The organism is uncultured Ramlibacter sp. (assembly GCF_936925435.1).
Classification (GTDB): domain Bacteria; phylum Pseudomonadota; class Gammaproteobacteria; order Burkholderiales; family Burkholderiaceae_C; genus Ramlibacter.
Map to the genome: position 1 here is coordinate 43,686 of NZ_CAKZHQ010000026.1, position 22,342 is coordinate 66,027.

Here is a 22,342-nt window from a genome sequence, read left to right on the forward strand (position 1 = left end):
GTGCCATGGAACGCGATCAGGCCACAAAATTCATCAATGACCTGCTCAAGCTGATGGTCAGCCGCAACGGCAGCGACCTGTTCATCACCGGCGACTTCCCGCCGGCGATGAAGGTCGACGGCAAGGTGACCAAGGTCTCGCCGCAGCCGCTCAACTCCGGCCACACGCTGGCGCTGGCCCGTTCGATCATGAACGACAAGCAGGCTTCCGAGTTCGAGCGCACCAAGGAGTGCAACTTCGCGATCTCGCCGCCGGGCATCGGCCGTTTCCGCGTCAACGCCTTTGTGCAGCAGGGCAAGGTCGGCATGGTGATGCGGGTGATTCCGCAGATCCTTCCCACCATCGATGGCCTGGGTGTTCCCCAGGTGCTCAAGGAAGTGGTGATGTCCAAGCGCGGCCTGACCATCCTGGTGGGCGCCACCGGTTCGGGCAAGTCGACCACGCTGGCGGCCATGGTCGACTGGCGCAACGAGCAGTCCTACGGCCACATCATCACCATCGAGGACCCGGTGGAGTTCGTCCATCCGCACAAGAACTGCGTGGTGACGCAGCGCGAGGTGGGGCTGGACACCGACAGCTGGGAAGCGGCGCTCAAGAACACGCTGCGCCAGGCGCCCGACGTCATCCTGATGGGCGAGATCCGCGACCGCGAGACCATGGAGCACGCCATCGCCTTCGCCGAAACCGGCCACCTGTGCCTGGCCACGCTGCACGCCAACAGTGCCAACCAGGCGCTGGACCGGGTCATCAACTTCTTCCCTGAAGAGCGCCGGCCGCAGCTGCTAATGGACCTGTCGCTCAACCTCAAGGCCTTCATCTCGCAGCGCTTGGTGCCCAAGCAGGACGGCAAGGGCCGCGCCGCGGCGGTGGAGATCATGCTCAACACGCCGCTGATCTCCGACCTGATCTTCAAGGGCGAGGTCTCCGAGATCAAGGAGATCATGAAAAAGAGCCGCAACCTGGGCATGCAGACCTTCGACCAGGCCCTGTTCGATGCCTTCGAAAACAACGTCATCAGCTATGAGGACGCGCTGCGCAACGCCGACTCGGTCAACGACCTGCGGCTGCAGATCAAACTCAACAGCCAGCGCGCCAAGACCCAGGACCTGGCATCGGGCACCGAGCACCTGGCCATCGTCTAGCGTCCGCGCTGCGATCCAAAGGCCGGGCTTGCCCGGCCTTTTGCATGGGGCTTCTAGAATCCCTTGATTCAAACAAGGAGCGGTCATGGCCAGCACGAACCCCAAGACATATGAATCCACTTCCCCGCGCAAGGTCGCCTTCCTCGGCCTGGGCGTGATGGGCTTTCCCATGGCCGGCCACCTGGCGCTGGCTGGGCACGACGTGACGGTCTACAACCGCAGCGCGGCCAAGTCCGAGGTCTGGAAGCAGGAGTTCAAGGGCGCCTCGGCGGCCACCCCGCGCGAGGCTGCCGCCGGCTGCGACATCGTGTTCTGCTGCGTCGGCAACGACGAGGACCTGCGCTCGGTGGTGCTGGGCGAGCATGGCGCCTTTGCCGGCATGAAGGCCGGCGCGGTACTGGTCGACCACACCACGGCCTCGGCCGACGTGGCGCGCGAGCTGGCGGCCGCCGGCAAGCAGCTGGGCCTGCACTTCGTTGACGCGCCGGTCTCGGGCGGCCAGGGCGGCGCGCAAAACGGCCTGCTGACGGTGATGTGCGGCGGCGATGCCAAGGCCTTCGAAGCGGCCAGGCCGGCGGCCCTGGCCTTTTCCCGCGCCGTCACCCTGCTGGGCGCCAGCGGCGCCGGCCAGCTGGCCAAGATGGTCAACCAGATCGCCATTGCCGGCCTGGTCCAGGGCCTGTCGGAGGCCATCGCCTTCGGCCAGAAGGCCGGCCTGGACATGGCCCAGGTGCTGGAAGTGATCGGCAAGGGCGCGGCCCAGAGCTGGCAGATGGACAACCGCGGCAAGACCATGATCGAGGGCAAGTTCGACTATGGCTTCGCGGTGGACTGGATGCGCAAGGACCTGGGCCTGTGCCTGGACGAGGCCAAGCGCAACGGCGCGCGCCTGCCGGTAACGGCCCTGGTGGACCAGTTCTATGCCGATGTGCAGCAGCAGGGCGGCCAGCGCTGGGACACTTCCAGCCTGATCACGCGTTTGAAATAGATCAGGGCGCCGGCGTGCTGGCGGCCGGACGGCTCGCCGGCACGGCCTGCTCGCGCGACAGGCGCTGCAGTTCCTGGTCGCTGAGGATCTCGAAGATCCGCACCACGCGTTGCACGCCGCTGATGGTGCGGGTGATCTGGGTGGCGCGGTCGGCCTCGCGCGGGCTGACGCGGCCCATCAGGTAGACGGTGCCGCGCTCGGTCACCACCTTGAAGGCGTTGACCTGCAAGTCCTTGGCATCGACCAGCGAGGCCTTGACCTTGCCGGTGATCAGCGTGTCGTTGGAGCGCCCCTGCATGCCAGTCTGGCCCATCACGGCCAGCTCGTTGACCACCGACTTGACGTTCTGCATCCGGGCAATGATCTGCTCGGCGTTCGTCTTGTCCTGGGCCGTCGGCACCTCGCCGGTCAGCAGCACCTGGCGGTTGTAGCTGTTGATGTTGATGTGGACGCGATCGCCGAAAGCGTCGCGCAGCCGGCTGGCGCCGCCAAACTCGATGCTCTCGTCTTCCAGCTGCGCACCCGAGGTGCGGCGGTCGGTCGCCACCATGGCGCCGACGGCGGCGCCGCCGACCACCAGGGGAACGCAGGCGCTCAGGCCGGTGGCCAGGGCAGCTGCCAATGCGCTCACGCGCAGCAGCAGGGCGATGTTTCTCGTCATGTCGGGGATTCCTGTTCGCCCAGGAGCTGGGCGTCGACGCCGTCGCAGATGCAGTGCAGCGCGAGGATGTGGACTTCCTGGATGCGCGCCGTGCGTTCGTGCGGCACGCAGATGTGGACATCGGTCTCGCGCAGGGCCTGGGCCATCTTGCCGCCGCCGCGGCCGGTCAGGGCCACCACGGTCATCTCGCGCTCGTGCGCCGCCTCGACGGCGGCCAGCACGTTGGCCGAGTTGCCGCTGGTGGTCAGCGCCAGCAGCACGTCGCCGGCCTGGCCGAGCGCGCGCACCTGCTTGGAGAAGATGCGGTTGTAGTCGTAGTCGTTGGCGATCGCGGTGAGGATGGAGCTGTCGGTGGTCAGCGCGATGGCGCCCAGCTCGGGCCGTTCGCGCTCGAAGCGGCCGACGAACTCCGCCGAGAAGTGCTGGGCGTCGGCGGCCGAGCCGCCGTTGCCGCAGGCCAGCACCTTGCCGCCGCTGGTGACGCAGGCCAGGATGGCCTGCACGGCCGCCGCGATGGGCTTGCTCAGCGATTGCGCCGACTGGTATTTCAGGTCGGCGCTGTCGATGAAGTGCTGTTGGATGCGTTGTTCGAGCATGGCCGGGAATGATAACCGCGGGGCGAATGCAACAGCGTGTGCGAGGCTATCGGGCGTCGAAGGCCGCCTGCAGCCATTCGATGCGGCCGGCCTCGACGCTGACCACATCGAAGCGGCAAGGCGGCGGCGAAGGCAGGTGCATCAGGTAATGGCGGGCCGCGAAGACGATGCGCCGCTGCTTGGCGCTGCCCACGCTGGCCGCGGCGCCGCCGAAGCTAACGCTGGCGCGCCGGCGCACCTCGACAAACACCAAGGTGCCGTCGGGCGCGCGCATCACCAGGTCGATTTCACCGCCGCCGCGCCCGGGCGTCCGATAATTGCGGCTCACCAGCCGCAGGCCCTGCGCCACGAGGTGGGCCAGGGCACTGTCCTCGGCGGCATCGCCGGCCTGCTTGGTGGTCGTCACTTTCCTGGGGACTTGCATTTGAGCGCTTCGTTCGCCTCCGCCCTGACAGCCGCCCGCGACGCGGCCGGCTCGCAGCATTATCCGCAGGGCGCGCTGTATGTCGTCGCCACGCCCATCGGCAACCTGGCCGACATCAGCCTGCGCGCCCTGCATGTGCTGGAGATCGTCGACGCCGTGGCCTGCGAGGACACCCGCCACACCCAGCAGCTTCTGCGCGCCTATGGCATCGACCGGCCCAACGGCCAACTGATCGCCCTGCACCAGCACAACGAGGCCGAGGCCGCCCAACTGGTGGTGCAGCGCCTGCAGGCCGGCCAGCGTATCGCCTATGCCAGCGACGCCGGCACGCCCGCCGTGAGCGACCCCGGCGCGCGCCTGGTGGCTGCTGTGCACGCGGCCGGATTGCGCGTCGTGCCCCTGCCCGGGGCCAGCAGCGTGATTGCCGCGCTCAGCGTTGCCGGCGCCGTGGCCGACGACGGCGCCTTCGTCTTCGCCGGCTTCCTGCCGGCCAAGGCCGGCGAGCGCGACGCCGCCGTGCAGCTGCTGGCGCAGGAGCCGCGCGCCGTGGTGCTGCTGGAAGCGCCGCACCGCATCGAGGCTCTGGCGCGCGCTCTGGCCGTGCTGGGTGAGCGCCCGCTGACGGTGGGGCGCGAGCTGACCAAGCAGTTCGAGCAGGTCCAGACCCTGGCCTGCGCCGCCTTTGCCGGCTGGCTGGAGGCTGACCCGCAGCGCAGCCGCGGCGAGTTCGCCCTGGTGTTGCACCCCTCGGTCCAGGCCGTGCAGGCCGACGACGGCATGCGCGTGCTGGAACTGCTGCTCAAGGAGCTGCCGGTCAAGAGCGCGGTCAAGCTGGCGGCCGAGATCGCCGGCGGCTCGCGCAACGAGCTTTACGAGGCCGCGCTCAAGCTGAAAAACGGCGGCTGAACGCGCCGCTGGTCCTGGTCAGATCGCCAGAGGATCGACGTCCACCGCCCAGCGGATCACGCCCTTGTCGCGGCTGGCCTGCAGCAGCGGCTGCCAGGCCGCCAGGAAGCGTTGCAGGGCCGCGCGCGAAGTGCTTTCCACCAGCATCTGGGCCCGCTCCACGTTGGCCACCCGCTGCACCGCCATTGGCACCGGCGAATACACGGCCACGTGGCCGGCGTCGGGCAGGCCCTGCGCGGCTTCGCTGGCCGTCGCCAGGAAGGCCTGGGCGGCTTCCTGCGTGCGGGCATCGGCGCGCACCAGGGCCTGGTAGCCAAAGGGCGGCATGGCGGCCTGCTCGCGCTCGGCCAGTTGCTGCGCCGCGAAGGCCGGGTAGTCGTGCGTGCGCAGTGCGGTGAACAGAGGGTGCGTGGGATGCCAGGTCTGCACCCACATCTGGCTGGCCTGGGCCTGTTGCGCATCGCGGCCGGCGCGGCCGGCCGCCTGCATCAGCAGGCTGAACAGGCGTTCCGGCGCGCGAAAGTCGCTGGAGAACAGGGCCGAGTCGGCGTTGACGGCCGCCACCAAGGTGATGCGGCGAAAGTCATGGCCCTTGGTCACCATCTGCGTGCCCACCAGCACGTCGACCTCGCCCGAGTGGACCTGGGCCAGCTGCGCCTCCAGCGCGCCCTTGAGCCGCGTGGTGTCAGCGTCCATGCGGGCAATGCGCGGCGGCAGGCCGTCGGGGCGGCGCGCATCGGCCAGCAGCTCGGCCAGGTGCTCTTCCAGCCGCTCGGTGCCCCGGCCAAGCGGCGCGATGTCCACGTTGCCGCAGGCCGGGCAGGCGCGCGGCACGCGCTCGGTGAAGCCGCAGTGGTGGCAGCGCAGCGTGCGGTCGCTCTTGTGGAAGACACGAAACGCGCTGCAGTTGGGGCACTCGCTTTTCCAGTCGCAGGCGTTGCAGGCCAGCACCGGCGCATAGCCGCGCCGGTTCAGGAACACCAGCGACTGCTCGCCGCGCCCGATGCGCTGGCGCAATGCGTCCAGAAGCTGCACCGAGAAGACGGTCTGTTTGGGCTGCAGGTTCATGTCGACCAGGCGCACCGCCGGCAATTGCCCATCGCCCACCCGCGCCGGCATCGCCAGGCGCTGGTAGCGGCCCTTCTCGCAGGCCTGCCAGCTCTCCAGCGAGGGCGTGGCCGAACCCAGCAGCACCTTGGCGCCCTCGAGCTTGCCGCGGTAGACGGCCAAGTCGCGCGCCGAATAGCGTGCGCCTTCCTGCTGCTTGTAGCTGGGGTCGTGCTCCTCGTCGACCACGATCAGCCGCAGCTGCGGCATGGAGGCGAACACCGCCATGCGCGTGCCCAGCACGATGCGGGCCGCGCCGGCGTGTGCCGCCAGCCAGCTCTTGAGCCGTTGGGGGTTGGTCATGCCGCTGTGCAGGGACACGACCTGGGCTGCGCCGAAGCGCTCGACGAAGCGCTCCTGCAGCTGCGGCGTGAGGTTGATCTCCGGCACCATGACCAGGGCCTGGGCCTGGGGCTCGCGTTCGAGCAGGGTCTGCACCGCATGCAGATAGACCTCGGTCTTGCCGCTGCCGGTGGCGCCGAACAGCAGGAAGGGGCCTGCGCCGGCATCGAACTGCGCCAACGCCTGCTGCTGTTGCGCGCTCAGGTCCATGGCGCACGCGGCGGGGGCCGGGGGCGCATCGCCGCTGGCGCGCTTCAAGCGGCGCGCCAGCTGCACCGTGCTCAGGTCGCGCAGTTGCGGCGGCAGGGCCGCCAGCGCCACCTCGCCCAGGCTGCGCTGGTAATAATTTGCTGAAAAAGTAACAACTTGCCGCCAGCTTGCCGGCAGGGGCTCCAGGCCCTCCAGCGCGCCGGCGACCGGCTTGTCGCCTTGCGCGCTGCGGCCCTCGTGGTCCTGCGGCTGCGCATCCCAGACCACCCCCAGCACCTCGCGCTTGCCCAGCGGCACACGCACCAGCGTCCCGGCGGCGAGTGGAAACTCACTTCGGTAGCTCAGGGGACCGGCCACCGAACTGTGGGCCGGGGTGGGCACGACGACGGCAAGCCGGTGGGTCATCCAAAAGGGGGTGTTAGCGGCTGGACTTCAGGCCAGATAGCGGAAAACCATGTAAGTCTTTGAATTTAAAGAGCTTTCCCATGAGTGCAGTGTTTCTGTGGATAACTTTGTTGATAGATGTCCCTGCAGTGGCCGGCAGGCCGCGGAAATCAAGGCTTTGACTGAAATGCACGGAAAAACGGCAAAACGGAAAATCGTTATAAATCAATGACTTAGAGCCGCTATCGGATTAATAGCAAAAGCTGTTCGGCATCAGATGTTTGCGTGCACCGCAGCAAGCGTTTTGTGCATAAGTCAAGCGTGCTGGCAAATATTTTGCAAGGGCTGCGTCCTAGGGAACTCCCTGATGACGCAGTTTTTGATCAGGTGCTTGGGCCGGCACGCAGGCGGCGCGAATGCGAATGCACCGCGTTCACCAGCACTTCCACGCTTTCCGGCGGCGTGTGCTGGCTGATGCCATGGCCCAGATTGAAGATCTGGGACGGGCCCGTACCGCTGCCGGTATGGGGCTGGCCAAAGGCGTCCAGCACCCGCACCGCCTCGGCTTCGATCTGCGGCGCCGGCGCGAACAGCACGTTGGGGTCGAGGTTGCCCTGCAGCGCCTTGTGGCCGCCCACCAGTTGGCGCGCCTGGCCGAGGTTGACGGTCCAGTCCAGGCCCAGCACCTCGCAATCGAGTTGCCCCATCTGCTGCAGCCACAGGCCGCCGCCCTTGGTGAAGACGATGCGCGGGATGACAACGCCATCGTGTTCGCGCTTGAGTTTGGACAGCACCTGGGCGGTGTAGGCCAGGCTGAACTGCTGGAAGGCGCCATCGGCCAGCACGCCGCCCCAGCTGTCGAAAATCATCACCGCCTGCGCGCCTGCTTCGATCTGGGCGTTCAGGTAGGTTGCCACCGCATCGGCGTTCACCTGCAGCATGCGGTGCATCAGGTCGGGCCGGCCATACAGCATGGACTTGACCAGGCGGTAGTCGTCCGAGCCTGCGCCCTCGACCATGTAGCAGGCCAGGGTCCAGGGGCTGCCGGAAAAACCGATCAAGGGCACGCGGCCGTTCAAGGCCTTGCGGATCGAAGTGACGGCATCGAACACGTAGCGCAGCTTGTCCATGTCGGGCACGGCCAGGGCGTTGACTGCGGCCTCGTCGCGCACCGGCGTGGCAAAGCGCGGGCCCTCGCCCAGGGCGAAGCTCAGACCCAGGCCCATGGCGTCGGGCACGGTCAGGATGTCGGAGAACAGGATGGCGGCGTCCAGCGGGTAGCGCTCCAGCGGCTGCAGCGTGACCTCGGTGGCGTAGTCGGTGTTGGTGGCCAGGCCCATGAAGCTGCCGGCGCGGGCCCGGGTGGCGCGGTACTCGGGCAGGTAGCGGCCGGCCTGGCGCATCAGCCAGATGGGCGTGTGCGGGGTGGACAGGCGCTGGCAGGCGCGCAGGAAGCAGTCGTTCTGGAGAGGTGCGAAAGGCATGCCCCGATTGTCGCCGAGTGCCTGCCCCTATGATCGCGCCACCATTTCCGCAGGGCAGGCAGAGCCCCGCTCGGCCGCCCGAAGGGGCTCGCATCGCAGCCCTTCAGGGCGGAGGTACTTTCTATGAGCGCCACTTTCGACCAGGCCAGGGATTTCTTCGTGCAGGGCGTGGCCCACTACCAGGCTGGCCGCTGGGTCCAGGCCGAGGCCAGTTTCGCCGCCTCGCTGGCCCTGCTGCCCGGGCGGGTCACAACGCTGACCAACCTGGGCGCGACCCGCCTCAAGCTGGGCCGGCCGCAGGAGGCGCTGGAACTGCTGGACGAGGCCCTGGCGCAGGATCCCCAGGACCTGGAGGCCCTGGGCCACAGCGCCTCGGCCCTGGCCGCCCTGGACCGCCACCAGGCCGCTTCGGACCGGATGGCCCGCCTGCTGGCCCTGGACGCTTCCTCGGGCAACGCCTGGAGCCTGCAGGGCAGCCTGCTCAAGGACCTGGGACGCCATGCGGAAGCGGTTCTGGCCTTCGAGAAGGCGATTGAGCGGGGCGCTGATGCCGAGCTCCATCGCTACTTCCTGGCCTCGCTGCGCGGTCATGACGCGCCGCCGGCGCCGCCGCTGCACTATGTGCAGAGGCTGTTCGACAGCTATGCCGAGGGCTTCGACCAGCATCTGGTCCAGGTATTGAACTACCGCGCCCACCAGGTGCTGGTGCAAGGCCTGGCGCAGCTGGGGCGGCGCTTTGCCAGCGCGCTGGACCTGGGCTGCGGCACCGGCCTGTGCGGCCCCCTGGTGCGGCCGCTGGTGGACCACCTCGAAGGGGTGGACCTGTCGGCCGCCATGCTGGCCCAGGCACAGGCCCTGGGCTGCTACGACCGGGTCACGCAGGACGATGTCGGCCATTGCCTGGAAGCCGCGACGCGGCGCTACGACCTGGTGCTGGCGGCCGACGTCTTCATCTACGTCGGCGCGCTCGATGGCGTGTTCGCAGGTGTGGCGCGCCAGATGGACACGGGCGGCGTGTTCTGTTTTTCAGTCGAGGAAGCGGCACAAGGCGAGGCCATGGCCTTGCGCAGCAGCCTGCGCTATGTGCACTCCGAAGGCCTGCTGCGCACGCTGGCGGCGGCCCATGGCTTTGATGTCATTCGCATCGAGCGTCAGCCGATCCGCGAAGACCAGCGCCTGCCCATCCCGGGCCTGTACGTCTGGCTGCAAAAAGCCTGAAGCCGGCGCCGGTGCTCAGCTCTTGTACTTGATCGAGCAGCCGTAGGGCCGGGTGGTGGCCGCGCTGATGGCCTTGCCCGCCAGGCTTTCGCTCAGGCCCTGGCGCACATAGTTGACGGCCTTCTTGATGTCGTCCGGGTTGCTCGACGCAATGGAGTCGATGCCGCCGGCGTAGACCAGCTGGCCCTGCGGGCTGACGATGTACATGTGGGGCGTGGTGCGCGCGCCGTAGGCCTTGCCGGCCGTGCCGTCCTCGTCCATCAGGGTGCCGCTGGGTTGCGACTTGCGCTCGCCCATCCAGGCCACCAGCTTGGCGGGCTCCAGGTAGTCGCCGCTGGCTTTCTCGGTGGAGTTGATCGCCAGCCAGACCACGCCCTTGTCGGTGGCCTCTTTCTGCGTGGCCGGCATGTTGCCGCTGTCGTAGTGCTTGCGCACATAGGGGCAGCCGGGGTTGGTCCACTCCAGCACCACGGTCTTGCCCTTGTAGTCGGACAGCTTGACGGTCTTGCCGCTGGCGTCCTTGAGCGTGAAGTCGGGCGCGCTCTGGCCCACGCTGGGCGCTGCCAGGACGGCGCCGGCACAGGCCAGCAGGGAGGCGGCAATCAGGGGACGCAGCAGCATGGCAACTCCTTAAAGTTTTGCGATGGCGGAACGCACTTCCTCCACGCCCAGCACCTCGGACAGCACGGCCGGCGCGCTGCCCTTGTTGTAGACCACATAGACCGGCACGCCATTGCGTCCCAGCTGGCCCAGGGCCGCGGTGATGGCCGGATCGCGCCGGGTCCAGTCGGCACGCAGCAAGGCTACGTTCTTTGCCTTGAAGTCGGCAAGCACAGCCCCGTTCGCCAGCGTGGTCTTCTTGTTGTACTGGCAGGTCACGCACCAGGCGGCGGTGAAGTCGACGAAGACCGGCTGGCCGGCGGCCACGAGTTGCTCCACGCGCGCCGGCGTCCAGACCTGCCAGGCATCGCCGGCGGCCAGCTGTTGTGGGGGCTGGGTGGCGGCGATGCTGGGGCCGACGGCCCAGCCCAGTGCCGCCAGGCAGACCGCGGCCAGGGTGGCCAGCACGCTGCGGGTGCGGCCGCGCAGGCTCAGGGCCCAGACCAGCATGCTCAGCGCCACCAGCAGGGCCAGCAGGGCGCCGGCGCCATCGATGCCGCTTTGCTGGCCCAGCACCCAGACCAGCCAGGCCACGGTGGCGAACATCGGAAAAGCCATGAGCTTGCGGAAGATGTCCATCCACGCGCCCGGCCGCGGCAGCAAGCGGGCCACGGCCGGCGCCCAGCTGGCCGCCAGATAGGGCAGGGCCATGCCGGCGCCGATGGCGGCGAAGACGAGCAGGGCCTGCGCGGCGGGCAGGGCGATGGCCAAACCCAGCGAGGCGCCCATGAAGGGCGCGGTGCAGGGCGAGGCGATCGCCACCGCCAGCACGCCTGACAGGAAGGCATTGGCCACGGGGTGGCGCGCTTCCAGCGAGGCCAGGCCTGAGGGCAGGAAGCTGCCGAACTCGAACAGCCCCGCCAGGTTCAGGCCGATCAGGGTGAACAGCGCCGCCAGCACCGCCACCACCAGCGGCGACTGCAGCTGGAAGCCCCAGCCCAATTGCTCGCCGGCGGCGCGCAGCGCCAGCATCAGCGCGCCCAGGGCCAGGAAGGAGGCAAGCACACCGGCGCTGTAAGCCAAGCCGGCGATGCGGTGGCCACGCCGGTCATCGGCATGGCGGCTGAACCCCACCACCTTGATGGCCAGCACCGGGAACACGCAGGGCATGAGGTTGAGCAGCAGGCCGCCCAGCAGCGCGCCCAGCAGGGCCGCGGCCAGCGTCAGCGAGGGCGTGGAGGGCTGCGACGCCGCGTTGCTGCGCAGGGCCGCGTCCAGGGCGGGCGGCACGGCGGCCACTGCCACGGCCGCCGGCCAGGCACCCAGCACCTTGAGCTCGGCGCGCCAGCCCTGGCGATCGGCGGCCAGCACCACCGGCAGCACGGCGGGGCTGTTGCTGCGCTGGGCCGACAGCGGCACGCGGGCGCGCCACTCGCTGCCCTTCCATTCCTGGGTCCACTGGGCGCCGGTCTCGATCACCTCCGGCGTCTCCGGAAAGAAGTCCAGCGTCTTGCCGCGCAGCGCCAGCGGCAGGCCTTGCACGCTCAAGGCCAGGGCGTTGCCGTCGATGCGCACATGGCTCTCGGGGATGACGCCGGTGGCCGGCAGCAAGGGCCGGGGCTGGGCAGCGGAGGCCGTGGCAAAGGCCTGGCCGTTGAGCGCGGTCGTGCTGCGCGCCGGGATCTTCAGTGTGAAGCTGCCTTCCTCGGGAATGCACTCCTTCTTGCAGACCAGCCAGCTGGCCTTGAGTTTGACCTCCAGGTCGGCGGCCAGCAGCGAGGGCTTGAACGCCGGCGTGATGGTCAGTGGCACGGGCAGCAGCACCGTGCCTTCGTAGCCGTAGTTGGCCAGCGTGCCGATGGGGATTTTTTTTGGCAGGGGCCAGGCGATGTCGCCGGCCTCCACGCCGGGCGGCAGGGTCCATTCCAGCACCGTCGGCAGGCCCGAGTCGCCGGAGTTCTTCCAGTAGGTGTGCCACTCGCTCTGGTGGGCCAGTTGCAGGCCGACCCAGACCTGGCGGCCCGGCGCCACGCCCTGCGGGGCATGGGCCATCAGTTCGGCCCGCACGCGCTCGGTCTGCACCACGGTTTGGGAGGTATTCTGGGCTGCAGCCCCCGTCAACAGGGCTTGAGACGCTAGCAAAAGGCTAGCAAACAGGAGGCGGGTGCGGATCATGACCATGGTGGGAGGCTCAGCCGTGGGCGAAGTTCCGCCGGCTCAGGCGGCAAACCCCAGCACCACGCGCCGCGTCGTCGCGCTTTTCTTCTCGATCTTGGTGACGACGACGGCGCCGATCTCCGAGGTGTTGGCCACATGGGTGCCGCCGCAGGGCTGGAAGTCGATCAGCTGGTCACCACCCACGCGGATGGTCCGGATCTGCCCCGTGCCGCGCGGCGGCTGCACCGACATGCTCTTGACCAGGGCCGGGTTGGCATCGAGCTCGGCGTCGCTGATCGCGCCCACCGTCACCGGATATGCCGCCGCCACCAGGCGCGCAATGCCTTCGGTCAAGACTTCCTTGTCCAGCGGATCGGTCATGCTGAAGTCCAGCCGCGCGGACTCGGCCGTGATCGAGCAGCCATTGACCAATTGGGGCACCAGGTGGCACAGCAGATGGGTGGTGGTGTGAAAACGCATCAGCCTGTGCCGGCGCTGCCAGTCCACGCGCGCCGTCACGGCCTCGCCCTGCTTCAATTTCGATAGCGCATCATCCTGGTCCGGTGCGGGGATGTGGCAGATCTCATGGCTTGCGCGGCCTTCGGCGTCCTTGCCCTTGCGGGTGTCGGCAATGCGCAATTCGCTGCCGTCGGCCAGCAGCAGCAGGCCAGCGTCGCCGGCCTGGCCGCCGCCCAGCGGATAGAACACCGTGCGGTCCAGCACGATGCCGTGCTCGTCCACGCGCAGCACCTGGGCGCTGCATTCCTTCAGGTAGGCATCTTGGCGGAACAGGTCTTGGGTCATGCCGCCATTTTGGGTCATGCGGCAAGCCCGGCGTTTTGCGGTGTTTGCCTACAGGCATGGTGCTGGGTGGGAACCAAACTCATGGGCCATGAAAGCTTCCACTTCCCCCCGTTTCGCTCCCCTGGCGGTGCTTGCCGCCTGCGCGCTGGCCGCCTGCGCGGCCCTCGCCCAATCGCCTCCCAGCGCCGGCATCGGCCCCAATCCCGGCCTGCCGGCGCCGCAAAAGAGCCTGCTGCCCACGCTGAGCATCGCGCCGGCCCAGGGCTGGCCGGCGGGCGTGACGCCCAAGGCGCCGGCGGGCTTCAAGGTCACGGCCCTGGCCAGCGGCCTGGACCATCCGCGCTGGATCTACACCCTGCCCAATGGCGACGTGCTGGTGGCCGAGAGCAACGGGCCTGCCAAGCCCGAAGGCATGAAGAACGTCCACGCCGACGGCCTGCGCGGCATGGTCATGGGCATGGTGATGAAGAGGGCCGGCGCCGGCGCACCCAGCGCCAATCGCATCACCCTGCTGCGCGATGCCGACGGCGACGGCGTGGCGGAAATGAAAACGCCATTCCTGACCGGCCTGGTCTCCCCCTTCGGCATGGCCCTGGTGGGCAACGAGCTGTTCATCGCCAACGCCGATGCCATCGTCAAGGTGCCCTACCAGGCGGGCCAGACCAGCATCAGCGACAAGCCGGTCAAGCTCACCGACCTGCCGGCGGGCATCAACCACCACTGGACCAAGAACATCATCGCCAGCGCCGACGGCAGCAAGCTGTATGCGACCGTGGGATCCAACAGCAACGCCGCCGACAACGGCATGCAGGCCGAGGAGGGCCGTGCCGCGATCTGGGAAGTCGACCGCGCCACCGGCGCCAAGCGCCTGTTCGCCACCGGCCTGCGCAATCCCAATGGCCTGGGCTGGGAGCCGCAGAGCAAGACCCTGTGGACGGTGGTCAATGAGCGCGACGAGCTGGGCAATGACCTGGTGCCCGACTACCTGACCTCGGTCAAGGACGGCGCCTTCTACGGCTGGCCCTGGAGCTACTGGGGCCAGAACGTCGACATCCGGGTGGAGCCGGCCAATCCCGCCATGGTGGCCAAGGCCGTGGTGCCCGACTACGGCCTGGGCTCGCACGTCGCGCCGCTGGGCCTGGCCTTCTCCGACGCGCGCATGCCGGCCAACTACGCCAGCGGCGCCTTCATCGGCGAGCACGGTTCCTGGAACCGCAAGCCCCTGAGCGGCTACAAGGTGGTCTACGTGCCCTTCTCCGGCGGCAAGCCGGCCGATGCGCCCATCGACTTCCTCACCGGCTTCCTTAGCGACGACAGCAAGGCCTACGGCCGGCCGGTGGGCGTGGCGCTGGACGGCAAGGGTGCGCTGCTGGTGGCCGACGACGTCGGCAACGTGGTCTGGCGCGTGGCGCCTGTCCGGTGAGATCGCAAGGAGAAGCCATGGCAACGACCGTAGTGGACAAGGCAATGGACAAGGCCAGGGAGCTCAAGGCCTACGACGACGCCCGTCCGGGCTTTCCCGGCGAGCACTGGCTGGTGCTGGGCGCCGGCATCGGCTTGTGGCTGGCCTCGCGCCGCCATCCCTCGTTCGCTGTGCGCACCTTGGGCCTGCTGACCGGCAGCGCCCTGGTGGGCCGCGCCGCCAGTGGCCGTGACGGCCTGAGCCGGGTGCTGCGCTACACGCCAGTGGGCGGGCGCATCCGCCGCGTCTGAATCCGACTCAGCTCACCGACTGCAGCGACTGCACGACGATGCGGGCCAGCGATGGCCGGCGCATCGACTGGTCCAGCATGACGGCCAGTGCCGTTGCAACGTCCGGCAGCACGGCGCGCGCGGCGGCCAGCAGGCCGTGTTCGCGGGCAAGGGCGGTGGCGTGTTCCATGGCTGCATGGTCGCTCGCTGCGTGGCCCGCGCCCATCGCCCGAAACCGCCATCGCGTGCGGGAGGCGGCAGGCCTGCAGCGTCGGCAGGCATCTGACAGCGGGGTCGGCGGCCGCGCCGGGGCCTGGGGATAAGATCGCCGGATGACCGCTTCCTCCCGCTTCTGGGCCGACCTGACGACCCGCGAGTTTGCCGGGCTCGACCCTGCCAGCACGGTGGCGGTGCTGCCGGTGGCCGCCACCGAGCAGCACGGGCCCCACCTGCCGCTGTCGGTGGACCAGAGCATCGTCGACGGCGTCATCGCCGCCGCCTTGCCGCGCCTGCCCGCAGCGCTGCCCGTGCTGTTCCTGCCGACCCAGGCCGTCGGCTACAGCCCCGAGCACAGCGCCTTTGCCGGCACCCTGACGCTGTCGTCCGCCACGCTGGCGGCGGTCTGGACCGAGTTGGGCGAATGCGTGGCCCGCGCCGGCCTGAAGAAACTGCTGCTGCTCAATGCCCATGGCGGCCAGGTCAGCGTGATGGACATCGTGGCGCGCGAGCTGCGCGTGCGTTGCGGCCTGATCGTCTACAGCTGCAGCTGGTGGAACCTGCCGCTGGGCCAGGCCAACGCCCAGTTCAGCGCCCAGGAGCAGCGCTTCGGCGTCCATGCCGGCGAGATCGAGACTTCGATGCTGCTGGCGCTGCGGCCACAGCATGTGGCCATGGACCAGGCGCAGGACTTCCCGTCCTCCTCGCAGGAGCGCGCCGGCCGCTATCCCATCCTGGGCAACGGCAGCAGTGCCAAGCTGGGCTGGGCCATGCAGGACTACAACGCCCAGGGCGCCGCCGGCAACGCGGCGGCCGCCACCGCCGACAAGGGCCGGATGCTGCTCGACACTGCCGGCGCCCAGCTGGCCTTGCTGCTGCAGGAGCTGTCGTCGCTGCCGCTGGCGACCCTGGTGGACAAGCCCGCCGCCTGAGCCCGCGCGCCGCTGGCGTGCGGCGCGGTGTTGCGCAAATGCTGCGCGAATGCCAAATGCATGTAGGCCTTTGGGGCCGGGTGTGCGCCCCGTCACATTCGCAGGCACTCAAGCTTTTTAAACTGGTGTCGAAGAGATAGACACCATGCGTTTCTCCGCCGCCCTCATCCCCCTCCTGCCGCTGCGCCAGCTGCCGGCAGATCCGCAGCCGCGTCGCTGGGGCCTGCTGCCCCGGGTGCAGGAAGAGGCGCTGGACTCGGAGTGGCGCGTCCTGCCCAACGAGCTGCCGCCGGACCTGGACCAGCGCGTGCGCGCCATCGGCGAGTGGTAAGACCCTGAAGCCGGCGGCTGCGGCCGCCCTGCGTGGCCAGGAACTTGCAAGCTTCCTGGCCATGGACACCAAACCTCCCCTGCCGCCATTCAGCGCCGAGACCGCCGCCCAGAAGGTGCGCATGGCCGAGGACGCCTGGAACAGCCGCGATCCCGCCCGTGTGGTCCAGGTCTATACCGAGGACACGCGTTGGCGCAACCGCGCCGAGTTTCCCGTCGGCCGGGCCCAGGTGCAGCAGTTCCTCGAGCGCAAGTGGGCGCGCGAGCTGGACTACCGCCTGATCAAGGAGCTCTGGGCCTTCGACGGCAAGCGCATCGCCGTGCGCTTTGCCTACGAATGGCATGACGACGCGCTCCGGTGGTTCCGCAGCTACGGCAACGAGAACTGGGAGTTCAACCCCCAGGGCCTGATGCAGAGGCGCTTTGCCAGCATCAACGACCTGTCCATCACGCCGGGCGAGCGCAAGTTCCACTGGCCGCTGGGACGCCGGCCCGACGACCATCCCGGCCTGAGCGAGCTGGACCTGTAGCTGCCCTGCGGCCTGCACCAATCTGGTACAGGCCTTGCTTCGTCTCCTGGTATGCGCGCCGCCACGCTCGACCTCCAGCCCCTGTGGCAGCACCAGCTGGGGCTGCTGCTGGAGTCCACCGGCGAGGGCATCTTCGGCATCGACCTGGATGGCCATTGCATGTTCATCAACCGGGCCGGCGCCCGCATGATCGGCTTCGAGCCGGCCCAGGTGCTGGGCAGCAACATGCACGAGCTGACCCACCATTCGCACGCCGACGGCTCGCCCTACCCGGACAGCGACTGCCCGATCTTCAACGCCTTCCGCCGCGGCCTGCCCTGCCGGCTGGACACCGAGGTGTTCTGGCGCCGTGATGGCGGCTCTTTCGCGGTGGAATATTCCAGCTACCCCATCCTGGACGGCGCCCAGGTGCGCGGCGCCGTCATCACCTTTGTCGACATCACCGAGCGCAAGCGCGCCGCCGACGCCCTGCGCGAGGCCAACGCCGCGCTCGAATCGCGGGTGGCCGAGCGCACCCGTGAGCTGTCGGCGGCGCTGGCCCAGCAGCGCGAACTCTCGGCCTATTCGGAGAAGGTCAGGGAGGAAGAGCGCACCCGCATCGCCCGCGAGGTGCACGACGAGCTGGGCAGCCTGCTGGTGGCGCTGAAGATGGACGTCAACTGGCTGGACAAGCGCCTGGCCGAACAACCCGGCCGGCCGGCCGACGCCGCCCAGGCCATGCGCGAGACCATGCGCTGCAAGTGCCAGAACATGAGCCGGCTGATCGAAAGCGCCGTGGACAACGTCGGGCGCATCATCACCGACCTGCGGCCCAGCATCCTGGACCACCAGGGCCTGTGGGCGGCGCTGGAGTGGCAGGCCCACGACTTCGTGCAGTCGGCCGAACTGGCGCTGGACTGGGGGATGGATGTAGCCCCGGCGCCGGCCCTGCCCGAGGCGGCGGCGATGGCGGTGTTTCGCATCTTCCAGGAAATGCTCAGCAACGTCGGCCGCCATGCCCAGGCCGGCAGCATCGTCGTGCGCATCGCGGCCGATGGACAGGGCCTGCGCCTGACGGTGCGCGACGACGGTCGCGGCGCCCCGCCCGAGGCCTTCGATGCACCCACGGCCTACGGCGTGATGGGCATGCGCGAGCGTGCCCTGCACCTGGGCGGCAGCATCAGCATCGCCAGCGAAGTCGGTCGCGGCAGCACATTCACCCTCGACATGCCCATGGTGGCGCCATGAGCGCCGACGGGCCGCCCCTAGGCGCGAAGGCCCCCTCGGGGGGCAGCGAGCCACACGTAGTGGGCGAGCGTGGGGGCCCTATTCCCATCCGCGTTCTCCTCGGCGACGACCACCGCATCGTGCGCGAGGGCCTCAAGCAGGTGCTGGCCGACGCCCCCGAGATCGAGGTGCGGGCCGAGGCCACGGACGGCCCGCAGGTGCTGGAGCAGGTTGGCGCGCTGGGCGGCAGTGAAGGCCTGGACGTGGTGCTGCTGGACATCGCCATGCCCGGGCGCGACGGCCTGGACGTGTTGCAGGCGCTGCGCCGCGACTGGCCGCGCCTGCCGGTGCTGATGCTCAGCACCTACCCGGAACGCCAGTACGCCGTGCGCTCCATCAAGCTGGGCGCGGCCGGTTATCTGAACAAAAGCGCCGATCCCGACGTCATGGTGGCGGCCGTGCGCAAGGTGGCGGCCGGCGGCGTCTACGTCACACCCATCACGGCGGAAGCGCTGGCCACCGCTGTGGGCGGCAAGGCCGGCACCGAGGCCTTGTCGCACCGCGAGCACCAGGTCTTTCGACTGCTCGCCATGGGGCGCAGCGTGAGCGAAATTGGTGCGCAGCTGCAGCTCGCGCCCAACACCGTCAGCACCTACCGTGCGCGCATCCTGGAAAAGACCGGGACCAAAAACGACGTGGAACTGGCCTTGTACGCCGAAAGACAGGGCAACGCCGCCGCCTGAGCCGGCTTTGTAGGGCTGCCACTACAAGCCCTGGTGGAGTCATCGACGATTTGGCGCAGCGGGCCCTGTGGGGCAGCGGACAGGCGCGGTGCTTGCAACGCCGGTGCAACCACCAAGGAGTTGCACCATGTCCCAAGCCAACGATCCCTACGATGCCGACCGACCGCTGATGCTGCGCTGCGCCTGCGGCCAGGACCACGCGCCCGGCGAGCATGGCCAGGCCCCAGGCAACGTGGAGGACTATGCGCGCGACTTCATGGAAGCCAGCCTGGTCAAGGCCTTGTTCCCGGTGGACAGCGTGCGCCGCAGCTTCCTGCGCGCCGTCGGCGCCAACACCGCGCGGGCCGCCATCGCTTCCCTGTTGCCGGTGGCCAGCCTGCAGGCCATGGCGCAGGACAAGTCGGCGCTGGAGAAGAAGGACCTGAAGATCGGCTTCATCGCCATCACCTGCGCCACGCCGCTGATCATGGCCGAGCCCCTGGGCTTCTACAAGCAGCAGGGCCTGAACGTGCAGTTGAACAAGACGGCGGGCTGGGCCCTGATCCGCGACAAGATGCTCAACAAGGAGCACGACGCCTCGCACTTCCTCTCGCCCATGCCGCTGGCCATCTCCATGGGCCTGGGCTCGACCCAGGTGCCGATGAACGTGGCCACCATCCAGAACACCAACGGCCAGGCCATCACCCTGCACGTCAAGCACAAGGACAAGCGCGATCCCAGGCAGTGGAAGGGCATGAAGTTCGCCGTGCCCTTCGAATACAGCATGCACAACTTCCTGCTGCGCTACTACCTGGCGGAGAACGGCGTCAACCCCGACACCGACGTGCAGATTCGCGTGACGCCGCCGCCCGAGATGGTGGCCAACCTGCGCGCCGGCAACATCGACGGCTTCCTCGGCCCCGATCCCTTCAACCAGCGCGCGGTCTACGACGAGGTGGGCTTCATCCACATCCTGTCCAAGGAGATCTGGGACGGCCACCCCTGCTGCGCTTTCGGCGTCAGCGATGATTTCATCAAACAGAACCCCAACACCTTCGCTGCCCTGTACCGTGCGGTGATCAACTCCTCCTTCATGGCCAGCCAGCCCAAGGACCGGGAGCTGATCGCCAAGGTGATCGCGCCCACCCAGTACCTGAACCAGCCCGAGACCGTGCTCAACCAGGTGCTGACCGGCAAGTTTGCCGACGGCCTGGGCAACATCAAGAACGTGCCCGACCGCGCCAACTTCGACCCCGTGCCCTGGCAGAGCATGGCCGTGTGGATGCTCACCCAGATGAAGCGCTGGGGCTATGTCAAGGGCGAGGTCAATTACAAGCAGATCGCCGAGAAGGTCTTCATGCTGACCGACGCCAAGAAGCAGATGGCGGCCGCCGGCTGGAAACCGCCCGAGGGCGCCTACAAGAAGTTCAAGGTCATGGGCAAGGAGTTCGATCCGGCCAAGCCGGAGGAGTACGTCAAGAGTTTTGCCATCAACAAGATGAGTCCGGCATGAACCTGCTCCGGCTGAAAGCGGCGGCGGTCTCGCTGTTGCTGCTCGCCACCTTCCTGGGCATCTGGCACGTCGCCACGCTGTCCGGCCCGGCGGCGGCGCCGGGCAGCGCGCTGTCGCCGGAGCAGGCCGAGTACGCCAAGATGATGGGCAAGGAGGTCGGCAGCACCAAGACCACCGGCTTTCCCAGCCTGGGCCAGGTCGGCGCCGCCTTCGTCAAGCAGCTGTCACACCCGTTCTACGACAACGGCCCCAACGACAAGGGCATCGCCATCCAGCTGGCGCACTCGCTGGGCCGGGTCGGCCTGGGATTTTTGCTGGCGGTGCTGGTGGCCGTGCCCCTGGGCTTCGTCATCGGCATGTCGCCGCTGCTGCACCGGGCTTTCGATCCCTTCATCCAGATCCTCAAGCCGATCTCGCCCCTGGCCTGGATGCCGCTGGCCCTGTACACCATCAAGGACTCTTCGGTCTCGGGCGTGTTCGTCATCTTCATCTGCTCGGTCTGGCCGATGCTGATCAACACCGCCTTCGGCGTGGCCTCGGTCAAGCGCGAATGGCTCAACGTGGCGCGCACGCTGGAGGTGACGCCGCTGCGCAAGGCCTTCCTGGTGATCCTGCCGGCGGCCGCGCCCACCATCCTGACGGGCATGCGCATCAGCATGGGCATTGCCTGGCTGGTCATCGTGGCGGCCGAGATGCTGGTGGGCGGCACCGGCATCGGCTACTTCGTCTGGAACGAGTGGAACAACCTGTCGCTGGCCAATGTCATCTTCGCCATCACCGTCATCGGCGTGGTCGGCATGCTGCTGGACCTGGCCTTTGCGCAGCTGCAGAAGTGGGTGACCTATGTTGAATGAGACCGGGCTGGCCATCCCGGGCTTGACCCGGGATCCATGGATTGCGGGTCAGGCCCGCAATGACAAAGGCGAGGAGCGCGGCATGCGGGGTTTTCTCAAGATCGAGGGACTGGCCAAATCCTTCACACCCGGCCAGCCGGTGTTCGCTGACGTCAGCTTCGAGATCGCCCGTGGCGAGTTCGTCTGCATCATCGGCCACTCGGGCTGCGGCAAGACCAGCATCCTGAACGTGCTGGCGGGCCTGGACACGGCCAGCGCCGGCCATGTCTTCATGGACGGCCGTGAGATCGGCGGGCCCAGTCTGGAGCGCGGCGTGGTCTTCCAGAGCCACGCCCTCATGCCCTGGCTGACGGTGCGCAAGAACATCGCTTTTGCGGTGGCGTCGCGCTGGCCGCAGTGGAGCCGCACTCAGATCGACGCCCAGGTGGAGAAGTTCGTCGCCATGGTGGGGCTGACGGCCGCCATCGACAAGAAGCCCTCGGAGCTGTCGGGCGGCATGAAGCAGCGCGTGGGCATTGCCCGGGCCTTTGCCATCGCGCCCAAGATGCTGCTGCTGGACGAGCCCTTCGGCGCGCTGGACGCGCTCACGCGCGGCAGCATCCAGGACGAGCTGATGGCCATCGTGCGCCAGACCCAGCAGACCGTCTTCATGATCACGCACGACGTGGACGAGGCCATCCTGCTGGCCGACCGCATCCTGCTGATGCGCAATGCCACGCCCCAGCGTTCCGGCGGCATTGCGCACGCCGTCATCAACCCCCTTCCCAAGTCGCGCACGCGCGCCGGCCTGCACCACCTGGACGGCTACTACGAGCTGCGCAACCACATCGTCGATTTTCTTGTCCACAGGAGCACCACATGAACCGCAACGACGTCACCGAAAAAATCATCACGGCCAAGGTGAGCAAGAGCCTGCAATGGTCCGACATCGCCGCCAGGATCGGCCAGTCCAAGGAATGGACCACCGCCCTGTGCCTGGGCCAGATGACGGCCACGGCCGAACAGGCCGGCGTGCTCGGCGAGATCTTCGGCCTGTCCGCCGACGAGCAGAAATGGCTGCAGGTCGTGCCCTACAAGGGCTCGCTGCCCACCCAGGTGCCGACCGACCCGCTGATCTACCGCTGGTACGAGATCGTCAACGTCTACGGCGCCACCATCAAGGAGTTGATCCACGAGGAGTTCGGCGACGGCATCATGAGCGCCATCGACTTCTCCATGGACATCACGCGCGAGCCCAACGACAAGGGTGACCGGGTCAACGTGGTGCTGTCCGGCAAGTTCCTTCCGTACAAGACATATTGAGGGTCGGATTCCCGTCTGCGCG

24 protein-coding genes are annotated in these 22,342 nt (G+C 68.3%); 15 read left to right on the forward strand and 9 right to left on the reverse strand.

Translation table 11 applies throughout. The features are described from left to right. The first annotated feature begins 5 nt into the window (after window positions 1–5). Window positions 6–1,142, forward strand: a complete 1,137-nt coding sequence (locus Q0632_RS14040) for a PilT/PilU family type 4a pilus ATPase (RefSeq protein WP_298931080.1) — start codon at window positions 6–8, stop codon at window positions 1,140–1,142. Window positions 1,143–1,227: 85 nt separating this feature from the next. After that, the gene (locus Q0632_RS14045) at window positions 1,228–2,130 is read left to right on the forward strand and encodes an NAD(P)-dependent oxidoreductase (RefSeq protein WP_298931082.1); all 903 of its coding nucleotides are present in this window, start codon (window positions 1,228–1,230) and stop codon (window positions 2,128–2,130) included. 1 nt (window position 2,131) lies between these two features. On the opposite strand, the gene Q0632_RS14050 is transcribed toward Q0632_RS14045, so the two are convergent. Genes Q0632_RS14050 through Q0632_RS14060 form a run of 3 tightly spaced genes read right to left on the reverse strand, consistent with a single transcriptional unit; the run spans window position 2,132 to window position 3,811 of the window. Continuing rightward, window positions 2,132–2,791: a BON domain-containing protein gene (locus Q0632_RS14050; protein WP_298931084.1), complete on the reverse strand. Its 660-nt coding sequence runs from the start codon at window positions 2,789–2,791 to the stop codon at window positions 2,132–2,134. After that, window positions 2,788–3,387: a phosphoheptose isomerase gene (locus tag Q0632_RS14055; RefSeq protein ID WP_298931087.1), complete on the reverse strand. Its 600-nt coding sequence runs from the start codon at window positions 3,385–3,387 to the stop codon at window positions 2,788–2,790. The genes Q0632_RS14050 and Q0632_RS14055 overlap by 4 nt, the downstream gene beginning before the upstream one ends. A 46-nt stretch (window positions 3,388–3,433) precedes the next feature. Beyond that, window positions 3,434–3,811 carry a YraN family protein gene (locus tag Q0632_RS14060; protein ID WP_298931090.1) on the reverse strand — a complete coding sequence of 126 codons (378 nt, stop codon included), beginning with the start codon at window positions 3,809–3,811 and terminating at the stop codon, window positions 3,434–3,436. Here Q0632_RS14060 and rsmI point away from each other — a divergent pair, their 5' ends adjacent. Beyond that, window positions 3,812–4,717 carry a 16S rRNA (cytidine(1402)-2'-O)-methyltransferase gene (gene rsmI, locus Q0632_RS14065; protein WP_298931093.1) on the forward strand — a complete coding sequence of 302 codons (906 nt, stop codon included), beginning with the start codon at window positions 3,812–3,814 and terminating at the stop codon, window positions 4,715–4,717. Between the two features lie 18 nt (window positions 4,718–4,735). On the opposite strand, the gene Q0632_RS14070 is transcribed toward rsmI, so the two are convergent. After that, window positions 4,736–6,781, reverse strand: a complete 2,046-nt coding sequence (locus Q0632_RS14070) for a primosomal protein N' (protein ID WP_298931097.1) — start codon at window positions 6,779–6,781, stop codon at window positions 4,736–4,738. A gap of 362 nt (window positions 6,782–7,143) precedes the next feature. Further along, a complete protein-coding gene (hemE, locus tag Q0632_RS14075) occupies window positions 7,144–8,244 on the reverse strand; it encodes a uroporphyrinogen decarboxylase (protein WP_298931100.1) in 1,101 nt (366 codons plus the stop codon). Between the two features lie 123 nt (window positions 8,245–8,367). Here hemE and Q0632_RS14080 point away from each other — a divergent pair, with 123 nt between their 5' ends. Beyond that, window positions 8,368–9,462: a tetratricopeptide repeat protein gene (locus Q0632_RS14080; protein WP_298931103.1), complete on the forward strand. Its 1,095-nt coding sequence runs from the start codon at window positions 8,368–8,370 to the stop codon at window positions 9,460–9,462. A gap of 15 nt (window positions 9,463–9,477) precedes the next feature. On the opposite strand, the gene Q0632_RS14085 is transcribed toward Q0632_RS14080, so the two are convergent. The 3 genes from Q0632_RS14085 to Q0632_RS14095 are packed head-to-tail and all read right to left on the reverse strand — an operon-like array spanning window position 9,478 to window position 13,023. After that, window positions 9,478–10,083, reverse strand: a complete 606-nt coding sequence (locus Q0632_RS14085; RefSeq protein ID WP_298931105.1) for a thioredoxin family protein — start codon at window positions 10,081–10,083, stop codon at window positions 9,478–9,480. Window positions 10,084–10,092: 9 nt separating this feature from the next. Then, entirely contained in the window at window positions 10,093–12,237 is a 2,145-nt protein-coding gene (locus Q0632_RS14090) for a thioredoxin family protein (RefSeq protein ID WP_298931108.1), read from the reverse strand. A gap of 42 nt (window positions 12,238–12,279) precedes the next feature. Next, window positions 12,280–13,023 (reverse strand): alanyl-tRNA editing protein, encoded by a 744-nt coding sequence (locus Q0632_RS14095; RefSeq protein ID WP_298931111.1) that lies wholly within the window; start codon window positions 13,021–13,023, stop codon window positions 12,280–12,282. 88 nt (window positions 13,024–13,111) lie between these two features. On the opposite strand from Q0632_RS14095, the gene Q0632_RS14100 reads away from it, so the two are divergent. Both Q0632_RS14100 and Q0632_RS14105 read left to right on the forward strand, forming a co-directional pair. After that, window positions 13,112–14,446, forward strand: coding sequence for a sorbosone dehydrogenase family protein (locus tag Q0632_RS14100; RefSeq protein WP_298931112.1), 1,335 nt, complete (start codon window positions 13,112–13,114; stop codon window positions 14,444–14,446). A gap of 17 nt (window positions 14,447–14,463) precedes the next feature. Then, window positions 14,464–14,736 (forward strand): hypothetical protein, encoded by a 273-nt coding sequence (locus Q0632_RS14105; RefSeq protein WP_298931115.1) that lies wholly within the window; start codon window positions 14,464–14,466, stop codon window positions 14,734–14,736. A gap of 7 nt (window positions 14,737–14,743) precedes the next feature. Here Q0632_RS14105 and Q0632_RS14110 read toward each other — a convergent pair whose 3' ends face one another. Beyond that, window positions 14,744–14,905, reverse strand: a complete 162-nt coding sequence (locus Q0632_RS14110; RefSeq protein WP_298931118.1) for a hypothetical protein — start codon at window positions 14,903–14,905, stop codon at window positions 14,744–14,746. 142 nt (window positions 14,906–15,047) lie between these two features. On the opposite strand from Q0632_RS14110, the gene Q0632_RS14115 reads away from it, so the two are divergent. The 9 genes from Q0632_RS14115 to cynS all read left to right on the forward strand — a co-directional run bounded on the left by Q0632_RS14115 (window position 15,048) and on the right by cynS (window position 22,320). Then, window positions 15,048–15,863, forward strand: coding sequence for a creatininase family protein (locus tag Q0632_RS14115; protein WP_298931121.1), 816 nt, complete (start codon window positions 15,048–15,050; stop codon window positions 15,861–15,863). A gap of 145 nt (window positions 15,864–16,008) precedes the next feature. Next, window positions 16,009–16,194: a hypothetical protein gene (locus tag Q0632_RS14120; protein ID WP_298931124.1), complete on the forward strand. Its 186-nt coding sequence runs from the start codon at window positions 16,009–16,011 to the stop codon at window positions 16,192–16,194. 61 nt (window positions 16,195–16,255) lie between these two features. Beyond that, entirely contained in the window at window positions 16,256–16,723 is a 468-nt protein-coding gene (locus Q0632_RS14125) for a nuclear transport factor 2 family protein (protein WP_298931127.1), read from the forward strand. Window positions 16,724–16,774: 51 nt separating this feature from the next. Next, window positions 16,775–17,950 carry a PAS domain-containing sensor histidine kinase gene (locus Q0632_RS14130; RefSeq protein ID WP_298931130.1) on the forward strand — a complete coding sequence of 392 codons (1,176 nt, stop codon included), beginning with the start codon at window positions 16,775–16,777 and terminating at the stop codon, window positions 17,948–17,950. 59 nt (window positions 17,951–18,009) lie between these two features. Next, on the forward strand, window positions 18,010–18,672 hold the full coding sequence (locus tag Q0632_RS14135) for a response regulator transcription factor (protein WP_298931133.1): 663 nt from the start codon (window positions 18,010–18,012) through the stop codon (window positions 18,670–18,672). A gap of 127 nt (window positions 18,673–18,799) precedes the next feature. After that, on the forward strand, window positions 18,800–20,164 hold the full coding sequence (locus Q0632_RS14140; protein WP_298931136.1) for a CmpA/NrtA family ABC transporter substrate-binding protein: 1,365 nt from the start codon (window positions 18,800–18,802) through the stop codon (window positions 20,162–20,164). Then, a complete protein-coding gene (gene ntrB, locus Q0632_RS14145; protein ID WP_298931138.1) occupies window positions 20,161–21,018 on the forward strand; it encodes a nitrate ABC transporter permease in 858 nt (285 codons plus the stop codon). Before Q0632_RS14140 ends, ntrB begins: the two co-directional genes overlap by 4 nt. An 82-nt stretch (window positions 21,019–21,100) precedes the next feature. Further along, window positions 21,101–21,880, forward strand: a complete 780-nt coding sequence (locus tag Q0632_RS14150; RefSeq protein WP_298931142.1) for an ABC transporter ATP-binding protein — start codon at window positions 21,101–21,103, stop codon at window positions 21,878–21,880. Further along, on the forward strand, window positions 21,877–22,320 hold the full coding sequence (gene cynS / locus Q0632_RS14155; protein WP_298931145.1) for a cyanase: 444 nt from the start codon (window positions 21,877–21,879) through the stop codon (window positions 22,318–22,320). Before Q0632_RS14150 ends, cynS begins: the two co-directional genes overlap by 4 nt. Window positions 22,321–22,342 lie beyond the last annotated feature (22 nt).

Bases quoted from the DNA above. Each gene is read 5' to 3' on its own strand.
- Q0632_RS14040 (WP_298931080.1), top strand. From the start codon at position 6: ATGGAACGCGATCAGGCCACAAAATTCATCAATGACCTGCTCAAGCTG.
- Q0632_RS14045 (WP_298931082.1), top strand. From the start codon at position 1,228: ATGGCCAGCACGAACCCCAAGACATATGAATCCACTTCCCCGCGCAAG.
- Q0632_RS14050 (WP_298931084.1), bottom strand. From the start codon at position 2,791: ATGACGAGAAACATCGCCCTGCTGCTGCGCGTGAGCGCATTGGCAGCT.
- Q0632_RS14055 (WP_298931087.1), bottom strand. From the start codon at position 3,387: ATGCTCGAACAACGCATCCAACAGCACTTCATCGACAGCGCCGACCTG.
- Q0632_RS14060 (WP_298931090.1), bottom strand. From the start codon at position 3,811: ATGCAAGTCCCCAGGAAAGTGACGACCACCAAGCAGGCCGGCGATGCC.
- Q0632_RS14070 (WP_298931097.1), bottom strand. From the start codon at position 6,781: ATGACCCACCGGCTTGCCGTCGTCGTGCCCACCCCGGCCCACAGTTCG.
- hemE (WP_298931100.1), bottom strand. From the start codon at position 8,244: ATGCCTTTCGCACCTCTCCAGAACGACTGCTTCCTGCGCGCCTGCCAG.
- Q0632_RS14080 (WP_298931103.1), top strand. From the start codon at position 8,368: ATGAGCGCCACTTTCGACCAGGCCAGGGATTTCTTCGTGCAGGGCGTG.
- Q0632_RS14085 (WP_298931105.1), bottom strand. From the start codon at position 10,083: ATGCTGCTGCGTCCCCTGATTGCCGCCTCCCTGCTGGCCTGTGCCGGC.
- Q0632_RS14090 (WP_298931108.1), bottom strand. From the start codon at position 12,237: ATGATCCGCACCCGCCTCCTGTTTGCTAGCCTTTTGCTAGCGTCTCAA.
- Q0632_RS14095 (WP_298931111.1), bottom strand. From the start codon at position 13,023: ATGACCCAAGACCTGTTCCGCCAAGATGCCTACCTGAAGGAATGCAGC.
- Q0632_RS14100 (WP_298931112.1), top strand. From the start codon at position 13,112: ATGAAAGCTTCCACTTCCCCCCGTTTCGCTCCCCTGGCGGTGCTTGCC.
- Q0632_RS14105 (WP_298931115.1), top strand. From the start codon at position 14,464: ATGGCAACGACCGTAGTGGACAAGGCAATGGACAAGGCCAGGGAGCTC.
- Q0632_RS14110 (WP_298931118.1), bottom strand. From the start codon at position 14,905: ATGGAACACGCCACCGCCCTTGCCCGCGAACACGGCCTGCTGGCCGCC.
- Q0632_RS14115 (WP_298931121.1), top strand. From the start codon at position 15,048: ATGACCGCTTCCTCCCGCTTCTGGGCCGACCTGACGACCCGCGAGTTT.
- Q0632_RS14120 (WP_298931124.1), top strand. From the start codon at position 16,009: ATGCGTTTCTCCGCCGCCCTCATCCCCCTCCTGCCGCTGCGCCAGCTG.
- Q0632_RS14125 (WP_298931127.1), top strand. From the start codon at position 16,256: ATGGACACCAAACCTCCCCTGCCGCCATTCAGCGCCGAGACCGCCGCC.
- Q0632_RS14130 (WP_298931130.1), top strand. From the start codon at position 16,775: ATGCGCGCCGCCACGCTCGACCTCCAGCCCCTGTGGCAGCACCAGCTG.
- Q0632_RS14140 (WP_298931136.1), top strand. From the start codon at position 18,800: ATGTCCCAAGCCAACGATCCCTACGATGCCGACCGACCGCTGATGCTG.
- ntrB (WP_298931138.1), top strand. From the start codon at position 20,161: ATGAACCTGCTCCGGCTGAAAGCGGCGGCGGTCTCGCTGTTGCTGCTC.
- Q0632_RS14150 (WP_298931142.1), top strand. From the start codon at position 21,101: ATGCGGGGTTTTCTCAAGATCGAGGGACTGGCCAAATCCTTCACACCC.
- cynS (WP_298931145.1), top strand. From the start codon at position 21,877: ATGAACCGCAACGACGTCACCGAAAAAATCATCACGGCCAAGGTGAGC.